Genomic DNA, 22,277 nt, shown 5'->3' on the forward strand with positions numbered 1-22,277 from the left:
CAGTAAGAGAACTGTAAAAACTTAGCATAGTCATATGGGTTATGAGTTCACTCTGAATTAATTAAGGCGGTCGATGATAGACAAAGCCCCTCCTCCTAAGAGTGCTCCAATTGGACTAAATAATTCCCTGAGGGTATCGGTAGCTTGAGTTAAACCACTGGTGTTAACTAAGACTACATCATTGTTTCTTAAAGTTGGATTTTTGTCAGAACTAATGTTAAGACTAAAGTCAGGGGCGATATTAAGTCTCGTAACTGTGCCATCGGGATTTAAACGAATTAGATCAACGCTGGCTTTATCCGCCCGAATCGGGTCAAAGGAACCGGCGGCCAAAATTGCTTGGTTTAAGGTGGAATTAGGCTGTAGCTGGATAGCACCACCTCGTCGCACTTCCCCCACAACGTTAACAGTGATGGAGCGGGGTGAAAAATTGGCAGTGGCAATGGCCTCAAATTCATCTGGTGACACTTCTTTAGCCTGGGGAACTGTAATGACGTCGCCGTTTTGGAGGATAACGTCTTTATCTAGGTTGCCTTCGTCTAAGAGTTCCCAAAGATTGACCACAATCAACTCAAAGTTCCCGTCCCGATTTTCTCGCCGCACTTCCACATTGCGAATATCTGCTTGGGATTTAATACCACCGGCTTCTTGGATTGCTTGGGTCAGGCGCACCGGCTGGGTATTTTCTACGTTGGCACGACTGCTAGTTGCGGCTGTGCTGCTGTTGTCACCACTCACTTCGGTGATACTAGAGGCTCTAATGGCAGGGGAAATTTTGTAAGAACCAGGGCGAAAAATTTCCCCAATCACCGCCACGTTAATTTCTTGCTCAAAACGAATACCAAAATTTGCGTCGGCTAATTGTCGCACTTCCCTCGGATCTGTGGCAGTTTTGCTTGGGATAACCACAATATCACCATCTCTTAGGGTGACGTTTTGACGGGAATTTCCTTTCTGTAGCAGTTCCCACAGGTTGATGCTGTAGTTTTCTTGTTGATTACCCTTTTGCCGCCGCAGCTGCACCCGACTGATGTCTGATACTGGGGTGAGACCGCCAGCCTGTTGAATTACTTGGGTGAGGGTAGGAAATTTCTGCCCGCCTTCGATCGCCAGGGCGTAGGCGCCGGGGGAATTGACCTCACCGGAAAGGGTGATGCTTAGGGGGCGAGGGACAGTCAGAATGGCAGTGACCAAGGGACGGCGAATATATTTTGCGTACTGGCTAACTAAAATTTGGTTTAGTTCTGGGATGGTTAGGCCGGCAACTCTGACAGTGCCAATGAGGGGAAAACCCACTGTGCCGTCCACTAAAACTTGATATTCTCCCGATAACCCTTCCACCTGCAGCACATCGACCCGGAGGCGATCGCCGGGGCCGAGGGTGTATTCACTCTCTGGAGGCAGGATAGAGGGAGCGTTTTGGGGACTGGTCTGCGGTAATAGACTAGGGGAAGGACTACCAATTTGAGCAAATGCTTCCTGTGTCCACAGACCTAAACAGGCCATGGTGGTTACCAGCACTGCACCACCGAGTTTAGAAGGGAAGGATTGACTAGGATTCATAGCATTCATCAAATGGAGAAAAGCCAAAAGTTAAAGATCTGACTGGACTAAAAGAAAGGATTATGTTCCTTTTGGTTTCCAAGTTCAAGGCCACCAGATTATCCCCATAGCCTGGGCACATTGTAGACGGATATCATATGTTCAGGTAGGCACTGTAAAAATTTTGTTCAGCTTTTGGTTAACTTTTCCCATGGCCCGCAAGCAAAAATTTCCCCATCTCCTCGGTTCCAAATGGACAGCCCAACAAAAAACCTGGGGTTGGCGACACTTCCAAGTGGTCAATCGACGGCAGGAGGGTCAGTGGGTTTTTGCGGAAATGGTGGCCAGTTGCGATCCGAAAGTGCGGTTTTGGCTCAATGCCCAACAACTTAAAGATGATCTGCTCTGGCGCTCGGGCTGGCAACCCCTCCAGGCCATGGAAAGGGATGAGGAAGATCAGATAGCGCTAAAATAACCTCCGAGTCATTAATCCTCCCCCCATAACCATGTCCCTCCCCGTTCCCTCCACCATTGATGAGGCCATCTCCGAGGCGATCGCCGCCACCCAAAGGGCCTTAGATGATGGCTACCGTCGTATCCAGGTGGAATTGGCGGTGCCAGAAATTGCCCTCCAAGCCCAAGCTATTGCCTTAGAATTTAGCCAATTATTTGCTGATCAAGGATTGGGACTACGGATAATTTTTCCCGATACTGGAGCGGCGGCCCTGGCAAAAAGAGACTGGGGCGAAGTTCCTTTTCAAATTGGAGATTTAGGTAGTCGCTACACCCCCATTGGCCGCAAAATTGCTGAATCTGACCAAGTATTTTTGGTGGTCTCCCCTTCTGCGGTGGAAGTGCAAAGTGTGGAAAAACTCTGTGAATTGGCCGGCGATCGCCCGGTGGTTTTGCTCATTCCCCAACTAGAAGATGTGTCCATTGTGGGCATTGGCTATGCGGCCCGGCAACTGCGACAACGGTTTTTGAGCACCCTGTTTAGCGCTTACTATTTCCGTCCCCTAGATGGGGCAGTAGTGTTACGCTCCCACCCTTCCAGGTGGCAAGTATTGCTAGAAAAGGGGGAAGAATACGAACTTTTAACGGAATTGCCTGAAAAGCCAGCGGGGGAAGCCCTGGAAAGACTATTGATAGAAGGCACTAATGCCAATCCCCAGGCGGCCAGCTCGGAAGGTGCCAGCTCTAGTCCTAAACGAGGAGGCATCATGGCCAATTTAAACCGTTTTCTCAAAGCTCTCAGCCAATAGTTCGGCTAGAAGTTCACCCCAACGATTTAAACTATATGGGGTTGACCATTAATGATTAAAAAAATCCAAAATTTTAAGTAGAGTTGGTTCGTGTTAGACCTCAAGCAAATTCGTGAAAATCCCACCGCTATTCAAAATCGCCTCAATCAAAGAGGGGGCGGGGCAAGTTATGATCTCGAACCCATTTTGGCGATCGCCGCTGAGCAAAAAGCCAAGGAAAGCGAACGAACTGTACTGCAAAGTCGTAGCAATGAAATCGGCAAATTAATTGGCCAAAAAATTGGTCAGGGAGCCGATCCTAAAGGGGAAGAAATTCAAACTTTACGGGAAGAAGGTAATAGTTTAAAAATCCAGTTAGCAGATTTAGAACCCCAGGAAAAAGATCTTAAAGAGCAGTTGCAAAAGCTGTTACTAGAACTGCCCAATTTGCCTTGTGAAACCACTCCCATAGGAGCGAGTGAAGCTGATAACATCGAAGTAAAACGTTGGGGAGATCAATACTTAAAAGCAGAAACAGTAGGAATTTTACCCCATTGGGAAATCGGTGAAAAATTAGGCATTATTGACAGTGAGCGGGGAGTTAAAGTAGCCCAGAGTCGTTTTATTTCCCTCATGAAAGCTGGAGCTGCCTTGGAAAGGGCTCTGATTAACTTTATGCTGGAACGTCACATTGGCGTGGGCTACCAGGAGATTATGCCTCCCATTTTAGTTAACAGCGATTCCCTGCTGGGCACAGGGCAATTACCCAAATTTGCTGAGGAAAGTTTTCAATGTCGGGGGGATGACCTCTGGCTTATTCCCACCGCCGAAGTGCCAGTGACTAACCTTTATCGAGACGAAGTTTTAGACTTAGAACAACTCCCCATTAAACATTGTGCTTACACTCCCTGTTTTCGGCGGGAAGCTGGTAGTTACGGCCGGGATACCAAAGGGTTGATTCGTTTACATCAGTTCAATAAAGTCGAATTAGTTAAATTAGTTAAACCAGAGGAATCCGCCGCTGAACACCAAGCCCTAGTTGCGGATGCAGAAGCTATTCTCCAAGCCCTAGAATTACCCTATCGAGTGGTGGAATTATGTACCGGTGATTTAGGTTTTGGAGCGGCTAAATGCTACGACTTGGAAGTTTGGTTACCATCGGCTAACACCTACCGGGAAATTTCCAGTTGTTCTAACTTCCACGATTTCCAAGCCCGTCGGGCCAACATTCGCTACAAGGAAAAGGGCAAAAAAGGCACCCAATTTGTTCACACTCTCAACGGTTCCGGTTTGGCGATCGGGCGCACCATGGCGGCAATTTTAGAAAATTATTACGAACCCAGCAGCGGTCAGGTTAAAGTTCCCGTCGTCCTGCAGGATTTCCTCAAACGGGATTATCTTTAAACCCATCACTGCATCAAATCGTTACTTTGCCCAAACAAAAACGGTGGTTTATCAACGGATAACCCACCGCCAACAAACTTTCACTAATAATGAACTAAATGGACTGACTCGATGGCTATTCTAGTTTGGAGTTCAATCAAAAAAAGAGATTAGTCATTGTTATGGTTAGTTAATGCTTTTGAGTAAGTAAGGTATTTTACACTCAGCTCAAATAGTAATTAACAAAATAGCCTAGTTTTGTTCGTTGCTGTCAGCTTGATAGGGACGAATGTTAACAATAGTTCCCCCCAGACGGGAAATGCGGCGCATCTCATCATTCATACGGGCATAGGGAACTTTGATAAACACACTACCGCTGCGACGAATATCGTGGGCACTGTTTTCATTGGCATCGGTCTGGCGGAGTCCACTGACTTCATAGACAAAGACACGGTTAGCCGCCTGGGTATTGGAATAGCCCACCAAAGAAGATTGACCTAACATGGCGATTCTAAAAACTCCTGAACACTAAAGTTTTAATTTGCTAATTAGCAAAATCATCTACAAAGACAAAAAGAGAAGCGACCCCAAGTTATTCCCCAAAGGGAAAATAAAGTCAAGCCACTTCTCCTCCTGAACTAAACAGAAATCTAGCTCAAGCTAGCCGGGGTAATACTAGCAACCTTACCCCCCAAACGATTGATTTGTTGTAAGGTCTGGTTGAGTTGTTCAAAGGGAACAATTACCGCCTTATTGCTCCGACGCACTTTGGGATAACCGGGCGCAGAAATGGCTGTAATTTCCACCCGGAACAGCTTACTTGCTTGACCAAAGGGAACCGTACCACCCAACGCTTTTGCTGGGGTATTGCCGGCCCGAGAAGGACGATAGGCCCAACCAGCATTACTGCCACTGGGGCCCACGATCGCCGAAACAGTATTTTGTCCCAACTCCGTTGCCAGACGACTAGAACTGCGCTCTAACTGGGAACGGTCACTGTTAGCATAACCACGGTAAAGACGGAACATGCGGGTAAATCCCACAGTGCGATCGCCTACCTGATTATTAAAACGATAATAGGGAACAATATTTTCCCCAAAGTTCTCTTGGTATTCGACCGAATCAATGTAAGAATCGATATCCGCATCAAAACCCTGATTTTCATAGAGATCGAGATGGAAAATCACCTCATCTTCACTGAAAGGAGCACGACCCAACAGATGTTTGTAGTTGAGTTCAATGACCCGGGTTTGGAAGTTGTTATAAAGGAATTTCTTCTTATAAAGTTCCGACTTGGCCACGGTACGGACAAATTCCCGCACACTAATAGAACCATTGGTCAAAAGAGACTCGGCACCCTTGAGGCGCTCAGAATCCATAATGTAATCGTTGCCTAAAACCTGACGATATACAGCCCGAATCACCATTTTGGCATCATCAAGGCTAAAGTCAGGGCGTAACTCCACAGGACGGGACTCATTATAGGGAGCCACCCCCAATCTGGAGGCTGCGGTTGTAATTGCCACTAAATAATCTCCTTTTACTAACTAGGTTGACAAAAAATCCTGATTCTAGGCAAGGGAAATCATTGTGACCGTATCTCCTTGGCGATTGATTTGTTGCAACTTGGCAGACAAATTATCGTAGGAAACTAGATACTCCGCTTTACCACGGCGCACTCGGGTGCCACGACCGGGGGCCGCCCCTTGAATCACTTGCAAACGATACATTTGGTTACGACTACCCGCCGAAGTTCCCCGCAAACTCTCGGCCGTAGAACCGGCATACACCGGAGAAGCTGTATTGCGAGCCAACTCCCGCGTCAATCGAGAACGGGAACCATTTCCCTGGGAACGATCACTGGTAGCGTAGCCCCGATACACCTGGAAAGAACGGCTGAAACCAACGGTTTTTTGATTCCGCTGGGTAGCAAAGCCGCGGAAATAAGGTACAACCCAATCTCCAAAGTTTTCCGTGTATTCTACGGAGTCAATATAGGAATTGATCTCCGCTTCATAGCCCCCCTGGTGATAAAGATCGGTGTGGAAAGCAATTTCCGACTGATCGTAGGGAGCCCGTCCCAGTAAATGCTTATAATTAAGCTCGATAAAACGATTTTGTGGGTTGGAATGGAAAAACTTCTGCCGGTACACTTCCGACAGAGCCACAGCCCGAACAAAATCCCTTACCGAAATCTCCCTGCCCCGGAGCAAAGATTCTGCACTGGTCAGTCGTTCCTGGGACATGAGATGATCGTTGCCCAAAACTTGACGGTAAACCGCCAGGATAACGGCATCCACCTCTTCCTCTGTACTCCGGGAACGAAGCTCGAGGGGAATAGCCTCATCCACGGCCACAATGCCCAGACGCTGGGCCGAAACTAAACTAGTCATTTTGTTCTCCTAGATAAGTGTCAATAAATACGACAAGACCTGGAAAAGCGGAATATTGTCAACCAGTTGTTAACACTTTCCCACCCTTCCAGGCCAGCTAGAATTAAAAACTGACTAGCTCAGAGCATTGATGGCGTAATCGAGGTAGGAATTAGCTTCGTCACGGGCATCGCCACTCAAGCCGTGGTTAGCTTTGATGTATTTCAGAGCTTCAACATACCAGCTGGGGGAGAGGTCAAAGGTGCGGTTGATTTCATCAATACCGGCGATCAAGTACTCATCCAAAGGACCGGTACCACCAGCAACTAAGCAGTAGGTAACGATGCGGAGGTAGTAGCCGATGTCCCGGGCACACTTGTCTTTACCCCGTTGATCCGCAGCAAAGTTGTTGCCTTGGGTTTGGGTGGTGTAGGGGAATTTGTTATAAACGGCTTGGGCAGCACCATTTACCAAGCTCTGGGCATTGTCGGTCAGAGCTTTAGCGGCTTGCAAACCAGCATTAGCTTGACGTAGACGACCGAAAGCAATTTGCAATTCGGTGCTGCTCAGAAAGCGACCTTGAGAGTCAGCGGTGGAAACGGCTTCAGTTAAAGGGGTTTTCATTGTTCTGGTATCTCCCGTTAGAATGTGAAAATTTTCCTAGATATGTCAGCTTTAAGCTGGATTTTCTCGGGTATGGAACCTGAGTAAAGTTGGTTTTTAAAATAACCAGACTAGGCTACGGCAGCAGCGGCGCGGTCGAAGTAACCAGCGATTTCAGCAACGATAGCACTGCAATCACCACGGGTGATGCCATTGGGATCGTTAACGATGTCCAGGGCAGCTTCTTTCATTTTTTGAACGCCAGCAGCTACGGAAGCACCGGGAACACCCAGGGCAACGTAGGTTTCACGGAGACCGTTCAAGCAACGATCTTCTAGAACGGAAGCGTCGCCGGTGAAGGTTGCGTAGGTAACATAGCGGAGGATGATTTCCATGTCACGCAAACAAGCAGCCATACGACGGCTGGTGTAGGCGTTTCCACCGGGTTGGATTAATTGGGGCTGTTCGGCGAACAAAGCACGAGCAGCGTTGGAAACGATAGCGGAAGCATTACCGGTGATGCGGTTAACAGAATCAATCCGTTTGTTGCCTTCAGCAACGGTAGCGCTCAAAGCATCTAACTGAGAACCAGAGAGGTACTCGCCGCGAGCATCAGCTTGGGAAACAACCCGAGTGAATACGTCGAACATTGAATTAATCTCCTACTTGACTTTATGAGTTGGGATTTTCTTAAACACAATTCCCCCGGATAAACTGAGGGAGTCCAAAGTAATGACCCTAGAGTTATTGTTACTGATCTCCATTAACTTTCGTTAACTACCCGGGGATTTATGAGAGATATTACCTAAATAAATCCAGGGAGAAACACGGAGGCAGCGACAAGGGCCACCGGGATGCTCAAACAGCTCAGCGCCTAGGCTTGAATGCTTTTGCAATCCCACAGTTAACTTTATACAACGGTGATGGGACTTATGTCTGTTACATCTTGTTAATTTTATTCCTGCTTTTTTGTTAAGTAATGTTGCAGGGGATTCTCAGATTGTCCTGGATTGGGAAGGGAAGACAACCAGTTTCGTTCAGCTTATGTTTTAGGGCTAAAATTATGCAATTGATGTTCGGTGCGAACTTTTCTCGTTTTTTTAGTTTCCAGTGGGGTAGGGAAGACTGTTGCCTAGGGAACCACAGCCTACTTTCCTTTTTGAGCTTTTTATCCCACCATTTTGATATTCAGGGACTCTTCTCTACAGGTGGGTATAGATTTGTTAAGTTTATTTTATAACGAAGTCGGGATCGTCTTTGATTTGCCTTGCTAATGGGCTAAATAACTTCATCAGGAGCCATAAACCTTCTCTTCATGGGATTTAGCCCAAGCAACGTCCCTGTGGTTTGTCTGTGATCTAAATCACCTGGTTAATGTGATAGTTTCTCTGGTGGAAAGACTGGCCATGGCAAAGACTGGATGTAGTTAGTGACATTCAAGTCTTTTTTTAGTCATGTTTGATTGTACTGTTGATTGTTTTAGTCTACCCGATGATCTGGCCCTCAAGCGGAAAATTACCGACCTGGAAAAATTATTAAATTGTGCATCCAATAAGCCGGTGGTTGACCACGAAACTAGGGCTGAAATTGTTCACTCCGTGGCCAGCCGCATGGGAAGAGTGGCCTATGTCCGTCGCCTATCGATGGGACGGGTCAGGCAAAAGCGTGGTTGAGGCGTTTACTTGGACGGAGAACTCCCTTTTTTTCCACTTGACTGGTCAATATTTGGCTAAACACTTCCATGTTAGCGGGGACTGACATTCCTTTTCCCTTTCCCTAACCTGGATGTAGTGGGGCAAGATTTTCCCACAACCAATATCCGCAATCAGGTGAGGAAATTAGGATGTTTAATAGTTTTTCGTTCCCTAAGCTGCATTGGCAAGCCCGCCGCTCCACAGCTTTATTGACTACCGTTCTCTTGATGGGAGGGTTGGTTGGTAGTTTTACTAATCCGGTGGAAGCTCGTCCCCGTCCCAACCGTGGCAATGCCGCCCAAAATTCTAACCGATGGAATAACAATAATGCCTATCCCGGCGCTCCTCGGTCTAGCTATAACATAGGTCAACTCTACAATGTGGAAGTGCCGGCCCAAACGATGATTCCTGTGGCGGTTGACCAAGGACAAATCACATTGAGAAGGGGAGAAACCAGGGCGGCCAGTCTCCGCACCACTACGGCCCTCCGTCAATCCGATGGTGTTACGATTATTCCTGCTGGCAGTGAAATTATTGGTCAGTTTCGCCCGATCGCCAATGGTAATGCGATGCAATTTGTGGCCCAACAATTGGTGCTCAATAATGGCGAATATTTACCGATTAATGCCCGTTCCCGTGAGCTTGTCGGTTTTCAAACGGTCAATAAGGGGGCGAGTGCTTCCGATGTGATTATGGGGACTTTGGCTGGGGCCGGCACGGCAACAATCATTTCCGGTACCACCGGCGATCGCCGTATTACACCTCTGGAAGTGCTTGGGGGAGCCGCGGCGGGGGCCTTGGCCGGTTGGGGTCTGCCCACCGCAGGGATTGTTGGCGGTGGCTCGGAAGAATTGTTAACCGTTTCCAGCCGAGATTTGACCCTAATGTTGCAATCTCCCCTCCGCATCGGTAATGGCCAAGGACAAACGGTGCCCACTAATAACAATAGTAACTGGCGTAATGCTAGTTGGTAGATAGTGGATAGCGCCAAACCAGATAACCTCGTATGGATTGTCACTTTTGAAATATAAAGTGACTTTTTTGTCAATGAAATTTAAAATTTCTTAAAATTAATTGGGTAAACAGTAACATTTGTGACGGTCTACTCCGGTTAAATCCCCTAACGTAGCTTCTAATTCATTCACTAGGAATAAATACTCATGAGTGTTTTCCCCGCAGAAACCTGTCCCGTGTGTGGCGTCACCATTGAAAATGGCTCCAAGGTGGTTTTTTCCTCTGGGCCGGCGGGAACGAGGGCCCGGCTCTGGGCCAGGGTCTGCAATTTTGCCCGTAACACCAGTTGCATCAATCAAGATGAAGCGGCGATCGGTAATGTTTCCAGCCGGGATTATTACGACTAGTATTTTTATGTCTAGACTGTTTTTGCTCGACTAAATTAAGTCAAATTTTGCCCAGTTTTCCCATGTTTATGTCTGGCTTTGGCCAAAGGGGAGCTGGGCTCTCGCTTGAATATTAATCTTGCTTATTGTTGGGGCTGTGGTAAATCCGACTAGGCATGGGCTTCAGTTATCCACTAGGGCAGAAGGATTTAATGGAAGCGGTGTGAGTGTGGGCAATTTAAATTTTGGCGATCGCCTCACAATCCTGAAACCTCCTTGTTAAAGGATGGTTTAACCTGGGACAATTTCGCCTCAATTTTAGGTTTAAGCCGGTCTAACTCCTGCTTAAGTAACCGTTTAGTCACCTGGGGTTTACCACCGGGCATGGATTGACTAGTTTGGGCCCACTCCTTGAGCAACTTACACTGATTGGGGGCAACGGTAGCGGTCAACATATGCTGACAGCGAGTGGGATTTTCCAACGCAAAAAACAGCAACCAATAGGTACCGGATTCCCCCAACATCTGGGCAAAACTCTGACCCGACCTAGTCTTTAAATCCAAATAACAGGGCAACCAGCGGGGACCATATTCCCGATGGTAGAGCACCGTAATCCACAGCACCATGGGATGGGGAGAAGTCATCAGTAAAAATTGGTTGTAGCGGATGCTGGACATCCGGGTGAGGATATCCTCTTGATTCAACATCACCCACAAACTAGCCAATTTTCCTTCAGCGGCGTTGAGCACATAGGGAAAAACAATTTTCTGTTTTGGTTTATCGGAGGGCCACTCTAACTGCTTACAGAGTTCACTCACCAGCGGCAACCGCGTTTCTGGGACGATTCCCGGGCCCCGCTGGGCCACCACCGTTGCTTCCATATCCGTGTTGAGTAAATGGGGAGCAATCTGGGTTTTCTCGGTGTCGGAAATGGGGGGAGCTTTGATTTCCGCTTCAATGGCATCGATCGCCCGGATAATCACATCCACCGATTGGGGACGACCTTTGGGGCTTTTGGCCAGGCAGTTCATCACCAAGGCTTCGAGGGAAGCGGGGATTTTATAACGGGCGGAAAAGGGATGGGGCTTAGTGTGATGATGGGCTTCATACCAACCCCCAAAGGAAGAATTGTCTGGGAACAGGGGCATTTCCCCCGTTAGCATTTCGTACATCATCACCCCCAGACTGTAAATGTCCGAACGGCTATCTAACTCTTTGCCCTCCATTTGCTCTGGGGAACAATAGGCAAGGGTACCCATAAAAGCTTGGGTTTTCGACTCCTCTGCTGCTTGTACTAATTTGGCGATACCAAAATCGAGAATTTTAACCAGTTCCCCCAGGGCGGGGTCTTCCACCAACAGTACGTTGCTGGGCTTGATATCCCGGTGGACAACGGGGCAGGCTTCCCCTTGGTAAATAATTCCTTTATGGGCACAATCCAAGCCAAAGCAAATTTGCCTAGCTATTTTTAAAAAGCGCTCTACTTTGAGGGGACGGTATTTAATCACGTCACTAATGTTTTCCCCTTGGAGGTATTCCATCACGTAGAAGGGAATTTCCTTTTCGTCCAGGCCGTAATCCCGCACCCGCACAATGTGGATACTTTTTTCCCCCAGTAGGGCCGAAATAGTGGCTTCCCGTTCAAACCGTTCCTTCATGCGGGGATTGAGCAAGGCTTGGGAAAGGAATTTGACTGCGACGGTGACTCCCCCAAGGAGCTTATCTTCCGCTCGGTAGACTTGACCCATAGCTCCACTACCCACCAACTCAACCAGTTGATAGCGATTGGCCAATAGACGGCGGTGACGGGAGTCAGGGGTCATAGCGCAAATATCTCAGCGACGAGCGGTGACGTTAATTTTTTGAGCAACAAGCAATCAATATCGATCCCTAGCCTCAACCCTGTCTTTCCAGGGTGGCTTCCATTGTACTGGTCAAGGAGTGGCCGGTGAGCATCCCACTAGCTAAATAATAACGACGATCATTGAAGCGGTAAAAGGTTTCAAAGCCACTCTGCCGTTGGCGATCGCCTAGGACCCAATAGCGCTGAACAATGGCATGGTTAGAGAGCCAGCCTTCCCCTTCTACTCTCCCTAGTTGACTGTGTTGCAAAACGTAGGTGTATTGGGACTCTCCGCCATTGAGACGCCCCCGATACTGACAGGATATATCTTGGTGACTACTACCAGGAAAACTAAACTTGGTCACCATGGTAAACCAATCTTCCTGATTCCAAGCTATCAGGGCACCTCCCTTGATTTCCAGGGGAGATTGATTGCGCTCCTGCCAAAAGCCCTCTAGATGCCATCGGCCTGGCTCCAATAGGAAAGTGTGGGCCAAAGTGTTTTTCTCCGGTTCCGTGCAATTCCATTGTCCCTAATTCTGGCAGTGAGCTCAGGAAATATCACAAAAAATCCACACCACAATTGCCACTATTTAGTTTAGTGATGGGGAGTCTAGTCAAAAAACAGTAAAAACAATGACATTGTTGTTCTAGAACAGTAGTCAAAGTTACAATATAAGGACATTTTATTGGATTCTAAGTTTTTATAGGACTACGTGGGGAATGGTAAATTCAGCAGTTCGCTCCCTGGCCATTGTGGGGGGAGTGCATGGTAATGAAAGGACGGGGGTGGAGGTGGTGCGTCGCTGGCAACAGAAAGATTTTGCTCGATATTTTCCGGCATTGAAGTGTCACTATTTCTTGGCTAATCCCCGGGCGATCGCCGCCAATCGTAGATATATTAACCAGGACTTAAACCGTTGTTTTCGGCCCCAGGACCGCAAAAACCCCTATCTAATGGGCTATGAGCAGTTGCGGGCTCGGCAGTTGGCCCATCAAATTTCCCTGGCGGGGATTGATTTCATTGTGGATTTGCACACCACCACTGCGGCCATGGGCACAACTTTGATTTTAAACTGCCCCCATCCCCTGCTCCTCAACCTAGCGGCTTATCTCAGCGCCCAGGATGAGGAAATTCGAGTGTTGCAGTATTCTCCCCAAAAGGATTTACCCTACATTCGTGGCCTGTGTGAATTAGGCTTAACCATCGAACTAGGCCCCGTCCCCCAGGGGGTCTATGACCCAACGGCGATCGCCAAAACCCAACGGACCTTGGCCCGAATTCTAGCCTATCTCCAGGCCTCGACCTCCGGTAATGTTCCAGCGGCGGATAACTGCACTGTTTATCAGCAGATAGACACTATTGATTATCCCAGGGATGAACAAGGACAGATTGTGGCGGAAATTGCGCCCCACATCCGGGATTACCAGGCGATTAAACCAGGCACACCATTGTTTTACCATCGCCGGGGTAATGTTACGCCTTACCAGGGAGCTGCGACGGTTTACCCCGTATTTATTGGTGAAGCGGCCTATGTGGAAAAGGGCATTGCCATGGCGTTAACCCAGCGCAAAACCATTGCCATTTGACGGACTGATGATCATTGATCATGCAATCACCGGGTTGATAAGGTCGACAAAATAGAAAGAAATCTTCCGGGCGATCGATAAAGTGGGGAATTTGAGCTAACCTTTGATGGCACTATGTGGAGGTCAATCACTGGATAGCCATGGCGGATTGTTTTTTTGTCACTGGGGGCACGGGCTTTGTCGGGGCTAATTTGGTCCGCCATCTGTTGGAGCAGGGTTATCAGGTGCGGGCGTTGGTGCGGGCTTCCAGCCGTCCCGATAATTTGCAAAATTTACCCATAGATTGGGTCGTGGGAGATTTGAATGATGGGGATCTTCACCAACAAATGCAAGGCTGTCAGGGTCTCTTCCATGTGGCGGCCCACTATTCCCTTTGGCAAAAAGACCGGGAAGCTCTTTACCGCAGTAATGTTTTAGGCACGAGAAATATCCTGGCCTGTGCCCAAAAAGCAGGCATTGAACGCACTGTCTACACCAGTTCCGTGGCGGCGATCGGCGTTAAAGGGGACGGTCAAAGGGCGGACGAAAGTTATCAAAGTCCAGTGGAAAAGTTAATTGGAGCCTATAAACAGTCCAAATATTGGGCGGAACAGGAGGCATTGACAGCGGCCCAGCAAGGCCAAGACATTGTCATTGTTAATCCCAGCACTCCCATTGGCCCCTGGGATATTAAACCTACTCCCACGGGAGAAATAATTCTGCGCTTTCTGCGGCGACAAATGCCAGCCTACGTTAACACTGGCTTGAATTTAATCGATGTGCGGGATGTGGCGGCGGGGCATCTCCTGGCTTGGCAACGGGGAAAAACTGCTCTGACCAGAGGCGATCGCTATATTTTGGGCCATGAAAATATCAGTCTTCAAGGGATTTTGGCCCATCTATCTACCATTACGGGGTTACCCGCCCCGAAAAATACGGTTCCCCTTTGGTTACCCTTGACCTTTGCCTGGGTGGAAGAAAAAGTTCTGGCTCCCCTGGGGCGATCGCCTTCGGTGCCCATGGATGGGGTTAAAATGTCCGCCCAGGAGATGTATTACGATGCTAGTAAAGCGGTGCAGGAATTGGGGCTACCCCAGTCCTCTATCAAACAGGCTTTGGCAGATGCGGTGCATTGGTTCCAAAACCATGGCTACGTTAAGACCCAATAATTCTAAGAACGTGTTTGGAAAGTTTTATTCTGCCCCCCAAATCCCCCAATACTGGGGGACTTTCACTCAGTTTCCCCCCAAATTTTGGGGGCCAGGGGGGCTTTTAAAACAGGCTCTAAGTCCCTTGTCGTTGCACTGGAACGGAGAAGATTTTCCTGTAGTTCCAGATGATGCGTCGCTATCATCCCATCTGAATTCAACCCATACTTGATTCCAATTTTTATCATTTTCCATGACTATTCAACTAACTGTACCCACCATTGCCTGTGAAGCCTGTGCCGAAGCTGTGACCAAAGCCGTGCAAAATGAGGATGCCCAAGCAACGGTGCAAGTGGATTTAACCAGCAAAAAAGTCACCATCACCAGTGCTCTGGGGGAAGAACAACTACGAACGGCGATCGCCTCGGCGGGCCATGAAGTTGAGTGAAGTGTAACAGAGGTCGAGACAGTGACGATTTTTCGTTCCGGCTGTTCTGGTTTGCATTTATAGCCTAACCCTCTACAATCGAGGGAGTATTTTGCAACCCGTATGTGTGTGTGAGGCTCTGAACAATGCAGTCCCAATCGAGGATAAAAGACCTGAAACGTAAGCCTGGTCAAGGTGCCAATCTCTACAATCTGTCTTTGGGCGGGCTGATCATTATCGGTGGTTTGGTTTGGTCTTTACCCGGTAGCACCACTGGCAATTTGGAAATTGAACAATCTGCCCCCGCTCCCGTCACCCCAGCCGCTCCCCCAGCTCCGGTGAAAGCTACGGCCCCCGTGCCAGTCCAATCGACTCCGGACTCCAAGCCAGCAGCGCCTAGATTACCTGCTCCCACTATTGCACCCATTTCTAGCCAGCCAGCCCAAATACGCCAGGGTTTGCAAAAAAATAGTTACATTGATGCGGCTCCCCAGGGTACAGCGGCGGCCCCCAATCTGCCCACCCGGACAGAAGTGGAGTTCGTTCCCCGTTCTGGGCAACAGGCTCCCCTCAATACCCGTTATCCCGCCGCCAATCGCAGTGCTAACCGTGCCCCCGTGGCCCGTCAGCAATCTAGTCCGGTTAATCCCCCCAAGGCGATCACCCCCCGTCGGCAGAGCATCAATGCCCGTAATGCGGCTCCCGGTAACAATTCTGTTTCTCCCCTCAATCCTCTAAATATTCAGCCTAAAATCAGTTCCCTGGCGATCGGGCAACCAGTGGGGTCCAATCAGGTTTTCAGCCTTGATCCTATGGCCAATCGGGGTATTCAAATCGCCCTAGCTCCTTTACCGGAATACAGTAGGGCCACGGGTTTGTACTCTACCCAAGGTCAGCCCAACCAAGGGACTGATCTGATGTTCCCCGTTGCCGGCGTTAACCCCATTACCTCCGCCTTTGGTTGGCGAATTCACCCCATCAGTGGCCAAGGGCGTATGCACAATGGCACCGACATCGGCGCTCCCATGGGCACTCCTGTACTGGCCGCCTATGACGGAATAGTAGCAGCGGCCCAATGGTCCGGCGGCTATGGCTTAATGGTTACCCTACGCCACTTAGATGGAACCCAGGAATCTCGTTATGCTCACCTATCAGAAGCTTTTGTAGAAAGTGGACAACAGGTGACTCAGGGTGAAGTGATCGGTCGAGTTGGTAGCACAGGCTTCTCCACTGGGCCTCATTTGCACTTTGAATGGCGACACCTAACCAATGATGGTTGGGTTGCAGTGGATGCAGGCCCCCATTTGGAAGCCGCTTTGGCTAATTTGATGGCGGCCCAAAAATATGCCCAATCCCAAGCTGACTCCCAGCCCCAAAGTTAAACGACGGATATCTATAATTAAACAACCGATGGATTTCCCATTGTTTCAATTCCCTGAGTGCATCCAACTCGGGGATTTTTTATTTGACTATGGCAACAGCCTAGACAATTCCAACAAAATGTAATCAATGTCAATTTCCCCTACCTAAGTCGACAGAAAAAACTCCGTCGGTCATCTCGTCTTAGTTTACATTGGGGTAATTGTTCAATCACGACTAGCCAACACTCTGGCTTTGGGGTAACAGTGGTTCCAACCGGGCTCGGAAACCCAATTCCTGGAGGGATGCCACCGCAGTACCGTAATCATTCACCCAGTAGTTTTCTCCAAAACGAATGAAGTGTTTGGTTGGTCCTTCATTAATGCAAGCCACCACCGGTATTTTCATCTGTTCTTTTTGGGGGGCATGGCTTTGCAAAATTTGTTTTAGTCGGGCCTGAGTGCTGGTGTTGGCAATCTCCTGGGGAGTGAGGTCCAGCATAACCATTTTCACTTCTTCCACTGGTTCTAAATCTTCCACAATTAACTGGTATTGATCATCCCGACGGTCAACTTTGCCCCAAATCATTTGTTGACTACCTTCTATTAACACATCCTGCAAACGCTCATAGTTGGAAGGAAACACCACCGCTTCCGATTGGCCCGACATATCTTCCAAGGTTAAAAACGCCATGGGTTGACCATTTTTTTTGGTGATAATCTTTTTCACTGCTACTAAAATTGCCACTGCACTAACTTTCTGGCGGACTTTGTACTGGTCTAAATCCACCAGGTTAATGGGAGATAATAGGCGGGCAGAACGTTGTACTGATTTGAGGGGATGTTCCGAGACGTAAAAGCCCAAATGTTCCTTTTCCAGTTGTAGTTTTTCTTGCAGGGAAAATTCCGCCACTGGGGGTGCCGAAGGTTCCTGTTCAAAACCGTTATTAGCGGCTTCTTTAGCTTTAATGGATTCCCCTGCAGTTAGACTGTCAAAGATATTTAATTGCCCGGTTTCTTTCTCCTTAGCCCGCTTTTGGGCCCAGGCAATGACCAATTCTAAATCATGTAAAAGTTGGTTGCGATTAGACTGCACTCCATCGAAGGCCCCAGCCATGATTAATGTTTCGATCGCCCGACGGTTAACGACTCGTAGATCCACTTGGGTGCAGAAATCTGCTAGGGATTTAAAGCGTTTTTCTTCAGAATTATCTCGGGCGGTAATAATTTGCTCGATCGCCCCTTCGCCCAAATTTCTTACAGCGGAAAGTCCGAATAGGATAGCTTCCCCCAGAGGGGTAAAATGGCGCTGGGAACGATTGATATCGGGTGGTTCAACGGTTATGCCCATTTTTTGGCAGTTTTCCCGATATTTTTCTACCTTTTCCTGGCTGTCACTACTGGCGGTGAGTAGGGCCGCCATATATTCCACTGGATAGTTAGCCTTCAGATAAGCCGTTTGGTAGGTAACGTAAGCGTAGGCAGTGGAATGGGATTTGTTAAAACAATTGGCGGCGATCGCCCCATTGGCTAGCAGAAAATTATGGTCTTGGGGAAGACCAATATCAAATATTCTTTGCACTCCGAGGGAACGACGACCGATAACTTTAACCATAACAACAGGGATTATTGTGAAGCCTTGAGGGATTTTTTGATGCTGATTAATTAAATTAGAAACTATCCATGGTAGGCAAATCTAAAGATAAGTTTAAACCTTCTTTTCGAGTACGAAGATCATAATAAACTAATGCTTTGATCGCTTGCCAAAAAGGCACAATTAAAACACTGACAATTATTCCCAACGGAATATCAATTACAGAGCCCCAGGTCGGTTCAATATCAAGAATAATGGTGGTAAGGGAACCAATATTAGTGAACATAGAAAGGGGCAGAGTAATTAAAAAGGCTAGGAAGAAAATTAACTGTAAACTCAACACGTAACCCTTGGTTAAAGACCAACTACGACTGATGGCATTGAGGGGACTCAGGGTCGGTTCTAACGCTAAACACACATCCACCAAAGCTAAACGGGCGAAAATCCAAATGTAAACGTAAAGGGAAACCAAAGTCCAAACAATGGTTAGTAATCCTGACAATAAAATGGTCACTACGTCGGGGTTGTCCCCCATGAAAATAAAGGTGAAAAGACCAATAATAATGCCGTAACCTAGGAGAATTGGAATAAAAAAGAGGAAAAACACTAGGGATGCGAGTAGACTAACCCAGAGAAAGCGCCAAAATCTGGGCATCAACTGGATTTTGGCCGCCGCCACCGTTTCCGGTTGTTCCCCCACTTCAAAGAACACTAGCCGGGCCAATACCCCCTGGGTCGCCAATAATTTCCCCAGACAATAACCCCAGGGCACTAATAAAACGGCGATCGCCAAAACTATTATGCCTCCCACGGCGATCGGCTCCATTACCGCCGCTAGCCCAGCTATGGCTAACATCACTAACCCGGTTATGGCAAAGGGAATTAAAAGCCAAAGGTAGGATTGCCCTGCCAGCCAGAGATAGGATTTGAAATGGTCGCGGTAAACCCTGAGGCCGCCGGAAACTACATCACCGACGCTGAGCTTAATTAGGCCACCGGGGGAAGGTTGGTTAGACATAGGGGAAGGCAAAATACAGGGAGTTCTTGCTTGGATTCTACCCCGATCGCCTAAAAAGTCTGAAAAATCCGGCCAAAAATGCTGTCAATTTAGTCCAAATTTAAATATCCCCCTCTAAACAATAGGATTCGTAGAGATTGAGATACTCCATGGCGTTTTGCACTGCTTGGGGGCGTAAATTACGCTTTTCCGGAGGAAAATTGGCCAACACATTGGCCGGTTCTAGATAAAGGGCACACCAAGAAATACCAAACCAGGCTTGCCCCGTCACCAGGGAGCGGACAAATTGCACTGTGAAATTCTCCGGCAGGGCGTAGGCCGCCTTAGACATTAGTTGCACTGGGGTTGATCGCCAAAGGTCATTGCCACCCTGGGTACTGAGGGGGCCAAGAGTTTGATAATCGTCCAGGGCCAGGAGGTAACCGACAATGAATAATTCTTCCGGGGTCAAATCCCCCAAATCCATATGGGTAGGGGGTTTGTCATTTTTTCTGGCCAGGGCCACGAGGAACTGTTCGGCGTTGTTGCTGCCGTCAATATTCCAGCCCAAGGCATTAATCACTGCGGCCTTTTCCCCCAAGGGGCGATCGCCAAGGAGAAAATCTACAATGAGGGGAGACATAATCCGATACTGCTGGGCCCATTCCACGGCGGCAATGTCGGAGTAAGCTCCAGCTAAATCCGTGGAAGTCAGGGGACTATCGGCCCGGCTGGCCAGGGGGTCTAAAGCTAGAATGGAGAGCCCCGCCAGACCCAAGCTGGTAATCCAGGAGGCAACCTTTTTTGGCAATAAATGCGTCTGCATAGAAATACCTGATTCTGATTTCACCACTGTATCGGTCTAAAATTGGACTGCTTTTGCCCTAATTTGCCATGGCTACCCGTTCCCGCAAAGCCCCTTCTGCCCCTAAAAAAAGTCAAACTAACCTTTCCCAGGGTGGCAACAGCCAAAAGGTAGCCCTCAAAAAAGGCTCCAGGGTGGCCAAAATTCGTCTGCAGGAATCGGGCAAAAATTCCCAATCCCGGCGGGTATTTCCCCTCCTTGGCGATCGTTATTTTCTCGGCCGCAGTTCCAGTTGTGATATTCAACTGCAAAATCCCCTCGTGAGTCAGACCCATTGTTCCCTGCGGCGGGACCCTGACCATCCTAACCAGTTTTTTATTCGAGATGAAGGCTCTAGCAACGGCATTTATCTGCAACGTCGCCGCCTAAAAAGCTATCGTCTGCAGCATGGTGATGAAATTACCCTGGGGCCACCGGAATTGGTGGATGTGCCCAAACTTGTTTATTTCAACCCGCCGCCATTGTGGTTAAAGGGAATGCGCACTTTTTTTTCCACTGGTATTCTGTTTTTTCTCATCATCACCGGGGCGATCGCCTGGCAATGGAGCAAAATTCCCGTTAAACCCATGCCCAGTGGCGTGACGGGGCCAGTTAAGGTTTATGCCGGGGACGGGGTGACGGAAATCAATCCGGTTAAGCAAGAAATTCACCGGGAATTTGATAATTTAAGTGATTTTTCGCCCTATTTACCCCAAGCGGTCATTGCTTCGGAAGATACTCGCTTTTACTGGCATTTTGGCGTTGATCCCTACGGTTTGGGCCGAGCGATTTACATTAACCTCCAGGACAGGGATGTGAAACAGGGAGCCAGCACCCTTACTCAACAGTTGGCCCGCAGTTTGTTCAGTGAAGTAGGGCGGGAAAATACGGCGGGGCGTAAAATTCGGGAAATGTTTGTCGCCCTCAAGTTGGAAGCGGTGTATAGCAAAGACGACATTTTAAAAGCCTATTTGAATCGAGTTTACCTAGGGGCTGGTAATTACGGCTTTGAAGATGCGGCCCAGTTTTATTTCGACAAATCTGCCCAGGATTTGGATGTGGGGGAAGCGGCCACCCTAGTGGCAATGTTGCCAGCTCCCAATCTTTACAACCCCGTGCAGGATTATCAAACCTCCGTACAATTGCGGAATCGGGTTATTGAGCGCATGGCCATGTTGGGCATGATTGACGAACAGGAAGCCAACCGGGCTAGGCGATCGCGCATTCAGGTCAGTCCCAAGGCTACCCAAACCCTTTCCCAACGGCAGGCTCCCTACTTTTACGGTTACATTTTTGGCGAATTAAACCATTTACTAGGCGAAGATGTGGCCAAAGAAGGCAATTTTGTCGTGGAAACTAGCCTTAACTTAAAAATGCAGGCCCTAGCGGAAAAAAGCTTACAAAAATTCCTCACCACGGAGGGAAAAAAGTATGCGGTTTCCCAGGGGGCAGTGGTTACCCTGGACAGTCGTACCGGGGCAGTTTTGGCCATGGTGGGGGGCAAAAGTTACCGGGAAAGTCAATTTAATCGGGCGAGCCAAGCCCAACGGCAACCAGGCTCAACGTTCAAGCTTTTTGCCTACACAGCGGCGATCGCCAAGGGAGTGAGCACTAATCAGGCTTTTGAGTGTGGCCCTTTCACCTGGCAGGGTCAAAACTACAAGCCCTGTGAACGGAGCGGGGCAGCCCCGGCCATTACCTTTGCGGAAGGTTTTGCCCAATCGGAAAATGTGGTGGCCCTACGGGTGGCCCAAACGGTGGGCTTAGACGAAATTATTGCCCTGGCTAAGGATTTTGGCGTTAACTCTTCCCTGGTGAAAGAACCAGGTTTGGTGCTGGGGCAGAGTGAAGCTAGGGTGCTGGAGATGACCGGAGCCTACGGGGCGATCGCCAATGGAGGTGTTTGGAACCGGCCCCACGGCATTGTTAACATCCGGGATGGGGGGGATTGTCCCGATCCAGAGCAACTAAAAAGCTGTCGGGAAGTTTATCAGGTCAGCCAGGATGGCCGGGGACAAAAACAGGTGGTTTCTCCGGCGATCGCCGCCACCATGACCCAACTTTTACAAGCCGCTGTGACCAATGGCACAGGCAAAGCTGCGGACATTGGCTACGGAACCGCGGGCAAAACCGGCACCACGGATAAAGCAGTGGATTTATGGTTTATTGGCTTTCTGCCCCAAAAAAATCTGGTCACCGGCATTTGGTTAGGCAATGACGACAGTAGTCCCACCCAAGGCAGTAGTGGTCTGGCCGCTACCCTTTGGGGTCAATATATGCGACAAATTGCTTCCTTGTAGTTAACTGGGTTGATCAAAAAGC

General features: G+C 48.6%; 22 protein-coding genes. 11 read left to right on the top strand and 11 right to left on the bottom strand.

The window, feature by feature from the left end:
* Positions 1–57: 57 nt before the first annotated feature.
* A complete protein-coding gene (locus SYNPCCP_RS03355; RefSeq protein WP_223211339.1) occupies positions 58–1,563 on the bottom strand; it encodes an SLBB domain-containing protein in 1,506 nt (501 codons plus the stop codon).
* A 190-nt stretch (positions 1,564–1,753) separates the two neighbouring features.
* Between SYNPCCP_RS03355 and SYNPCCP_RS03360 the strand changes: the two genes are divergently transcribed.
* The 3 genes from SYNPCCP_RS03360 to serS all read left to right on the top strand — a co-directional run bounded on the left by SYNPCCP_RS03360 (position 1,754) and on the right by serS (position 4,187).
* Positions 1,754–2,017 carry a TIGR02450 family Trp-rich protein gene (locus tag SYNPCCP_RS03360; protein ID WP_010871854.1) on the top strand — a complete coding sequence of 88 codons (264 nt, stop codon included), beginning with the start codon at positions 1,754–1,756 and terminating at the stop codon, positions 2,015–2,017.
* Positions 2,018–2,048: 31 nt separating this feature from the next.
* On the top strand, positions 2,049–2,804 hold the full coding sequence (locus SYNPCCP_RS03365; protein WP_010871855.1) for a DUF1995 family protein: 756 nt from the start codon (positions 2,049–2,051) through the stop codon (positions 2,802–2,804).
* A gap of 90 nt (positions 2,805–2,894) precedes the next feature.
* A complete protein-coding gene (gene serS / locus SYNPCCP_RS03370) occupies positions 2,895–4,187 on the top strand; it encodes a serine--tRNA ligase (RefSeq protein WP_010871856.1) in 1,293 nt (430 codons plus the stop codon).
* A 231-nt stretch (positions 4,188–4,418) separates the two neighbouring features.
* On the opposite strand, the gene SYNPCCP_RS03375 is transcribed toward serS, so the two are convergent.
* The 5 genes from SYNPCCP_RS03375 to SYNPCCP_RS03395 form a co-directional block, all read right to left on the bottom strand.
* A complete protein-coding gene (locus SYNPCCP_RS03375; RefSeq protein ID WP_010871857.1) occupies positions 4,419–4,670 on the bottom strand; it encodes a phycobilisome linker polypeptide in 252 nt (83 codons plus the stop codon).
* 146 nt (positions 4,671–4,816) lie between these two features.
* A complete protein-coding gene (locus SYNPCCP_RS03380; RefSeq protein WP_010871858.1) occupies positions 4,817–5,692 on the bottom strand; it encodes a phycobilisome linker polypeptide in 876 nt (291 codons plus the stop codon).
* 45 nt (positions 5,693–5,737) lie between these two features.
* Entirely contained in the window at positions 5,738–6,559 is an 822-nt protein-coding gene (locus tag SYNPCCP_RS03385) for a phycobilisome linker polypeptide (RefSeq protein WP_010871859.1), read from the bottom strand.
* 114 nt (positions 6,560–6,673) lie between these two features.
* Positions 6,674–7,162: a phycocyanin subunit alpha gene (gene cpcA / locus SYNPCCP_RS03390; RefSeq protein ID WP_010871860.1), complete on the bottom strand. Its 489-nt coding sequence runs from the start codon at positions 7,160–7,162 to the stop codon at positions 6,674–6,676.
* A gap of 110 nt (positions 7,163–7,272) precedes the next feature.
* A complete protein-coding gene (locus SYNPCCP_RS03395; protein WP_010871861.1) occupies positions 7,273–7,791 on the bottom strand; it encodes a phycocyanin subunit beta in 519 nt (172 codons plus the stop codon).
* Between the two features lie 804 nt (positions 7,792–8,595).
* On the opposite strand from SYNPCCP_RS03395, the gene SYNPCCP_RS03400 reads away from it, so the two are divergent.
* The 3 genes from SYNPCCP_RS03400 (at position 8,596) to SYNPCCP_RS03410 (ending at position 10,196) form a co-directional block, all read left to right on the top strand.
* Positions 8,596–8,814, top strand: coding sequence for a hypothetical protein (locus SYNPCCP_RS03400; RefSeq protein WP_010871862.1), 219 nt, complete (start codon positions 8,596–8,598; stop codon positions 8,812–8,814).
* Between the two features lie 170 nt (positions 8,815–8,984).
* Positions 8,985–9,809 (top strand): hypothetical protein, encoded by an 825-nt coding sequence (locus SYNPCCP_RS03405; protein WP_010871863.1) that lies wholly within the window; start codon positions 8,985–8,987, stop codon positions 9,807–9,809.
* A gap of 186 nt (positions 9,810–9,995) precedes the next feature.
* Entirely contained in the window at positions 9,996–10,196 is a 201-nt protein-coding gene (locus SYNPCCP_RS03410) for a hypothetical protein (protein WP_020861498.1), read from the top strand.
* A 236-nt stretch (positions 10,197–10,432) separates the two neighbouring features.
* On the opposite strand, the gene SYNPCCP_RS03415 is transcribed toward SYNPCCP_RS03410, so the two are convergent.
* The gene (locus SYNPCCP_RS03415; protein WP_014407170.1) at positions 10,433–11,998 is read right to left on the bottom strand and encodes a serine/threonine-protein kinase; all 1,566 of its coding nucleotides are present in this window, start codon (positions 11,996–11,998) and stop codon (positions 10,433–10,435) included.
* A 73-nt stretch (positions 11,999–12,071) separates the two neighbouring features.
* Entirely contained in the window at positions 12,072–12,515 is a 444-nt protein-coding gene (locus tag SYNPCCP_RS03420; RefSeq protein WP_020861499.1) for a hypothetical protein, read from the bottom strand.
* A 226-nt stretch (positions 12,516–12,741) separates the two neighbouring features.
* On the opposite strand from SYNPCCP_RS03420, the gene SYNPCCP_RS03425 reads away from it, so the two are divergent.
* The 4 genes from SYNPCCP_RS03425 to SYNPCCP_RS03440 all read left to right on the top strand — a co-directional run bounded on the left by SYNPCCP_RS03425 (position 12,742) and on the right by SYNPCCP_RS03440 (position 16,544).
* On the top strand, positions 12,742–13,608 hold the full coding sequence (locus tag SYNPCCP_RS03425) for an aspartoacylase (RefSeq protein WP_010871867.1): 867 nt from the start codon (positions 12,742–12,744) through the stop codon (positions 13,606–13,608).
* A 140-nt stretch (positions 13,609–13,748) separates the two neighbouring features.
* Positions 13,749–14,756, top strand: coding sequence for a hopanoid-associated sugar epimerase (gene hpnA, locus SYNPCCP_RS03430; protein ID WP_014407077.1), 1,008 nt, complete (start codon positions 13,749–13,751; stop codon positions 14,754–14,756).
* Between the two features lie 232 nt (positions 14,757–14,988).
* Entirely contained in the window at positions 14,989–15,183 is a 195-nt protein-coding gene (locus SYNPCCP_RS03435) for a heavy-metal-associated domain-containing protein (protein ID WP_010871869.1), read from the top strand.
* Positions 15,184–15,308: 125 nt separating this feature from the next.
* On the top strand, positions 15,309–16,544 hold the full coding sequence (locus SYNPCCP_RS03440) for a M23 family metallopeptidase (RefSeq protein WP_010871870.1): 1,236 nt from the start codon (positions 15,309–15,311) through the stop codon (positions 16,542–16,544).
* Between the two features lie 214 nt (positions 16,545–16,758).
* Here the strand turns inward: SYNPCCP_RS03440 and SYNPCCP_RS03445 are convergent, their stop codons facing one another.
* The 3 genes from SYNPCCP_RS03445 to SYNPCCP_RS03455 form a co-directional block, all read right to left on the bottom strand.
* Positions 16,759–18,135: a trans-splicing intein-formed DNA polymerase III subunit alpha C-terminal partner DnaE-C gene (locus tag SYNPCCP_RS03445; RefSeq protein WP_010871871.1), complete on the bottom strand. Its 1,377-nt coding sequence runs from the start codon at positions 18,133–18,135 to the stop codon at positions 16,759–16,761.
* Between the two features lie 55 nt (positions 18,136–18,190).
* Complete coding sequence (locus SYNPCCP_RS03450; protein ID WP_010871872.1) at positions 18,191–19,132, bottom strand: hypothetical protein; 942 nt, start codon at positions 19,130–19,132, stop codon at positions 18,191–18,193.
* 100 nt (positions 19,133–19,232) lie between these two features.
* The gene (locus SYNPCCP_RS03455) at positions 19,233–19,937 is read right to left on the bottom strand and encodes a hypothetical protein (protein ID WP_020861500.1); all 705 of its coding nucleotides are present in this window, start codon (positions 19,935–19,937) and stop codon (positions 19,233–19,235) included.
* Between the two features lie 68 nt (positions 19,938–20,005).
* Between SYNPCCP_RS03455 and SYNPCCP_RS03460 the strand changes: the two genes are divergently transcribed.
* Positions 20,006–22,255, top strand: coding sequence for a PBP1A family penicillin-binding protein (locus SYNPCCP_RS03460; protein WP_010871874.1), 2,250 nt, complete (start codon positions 20,006–20,008; stop codon positions 22,253–22,255).
* Positions 22,256–22,277 lie beyond the last annotated feature (22 nt).

It is taken from the genome of Synechocystis sp. PCC 6803 substr. PCC-P (assembly GCF_000284455.1).
GTDB lineage: Bacteria > Cyanobacteriota > Cyanobacteriia > Cyanobacteriales > Microcystaceae > Synechocystis.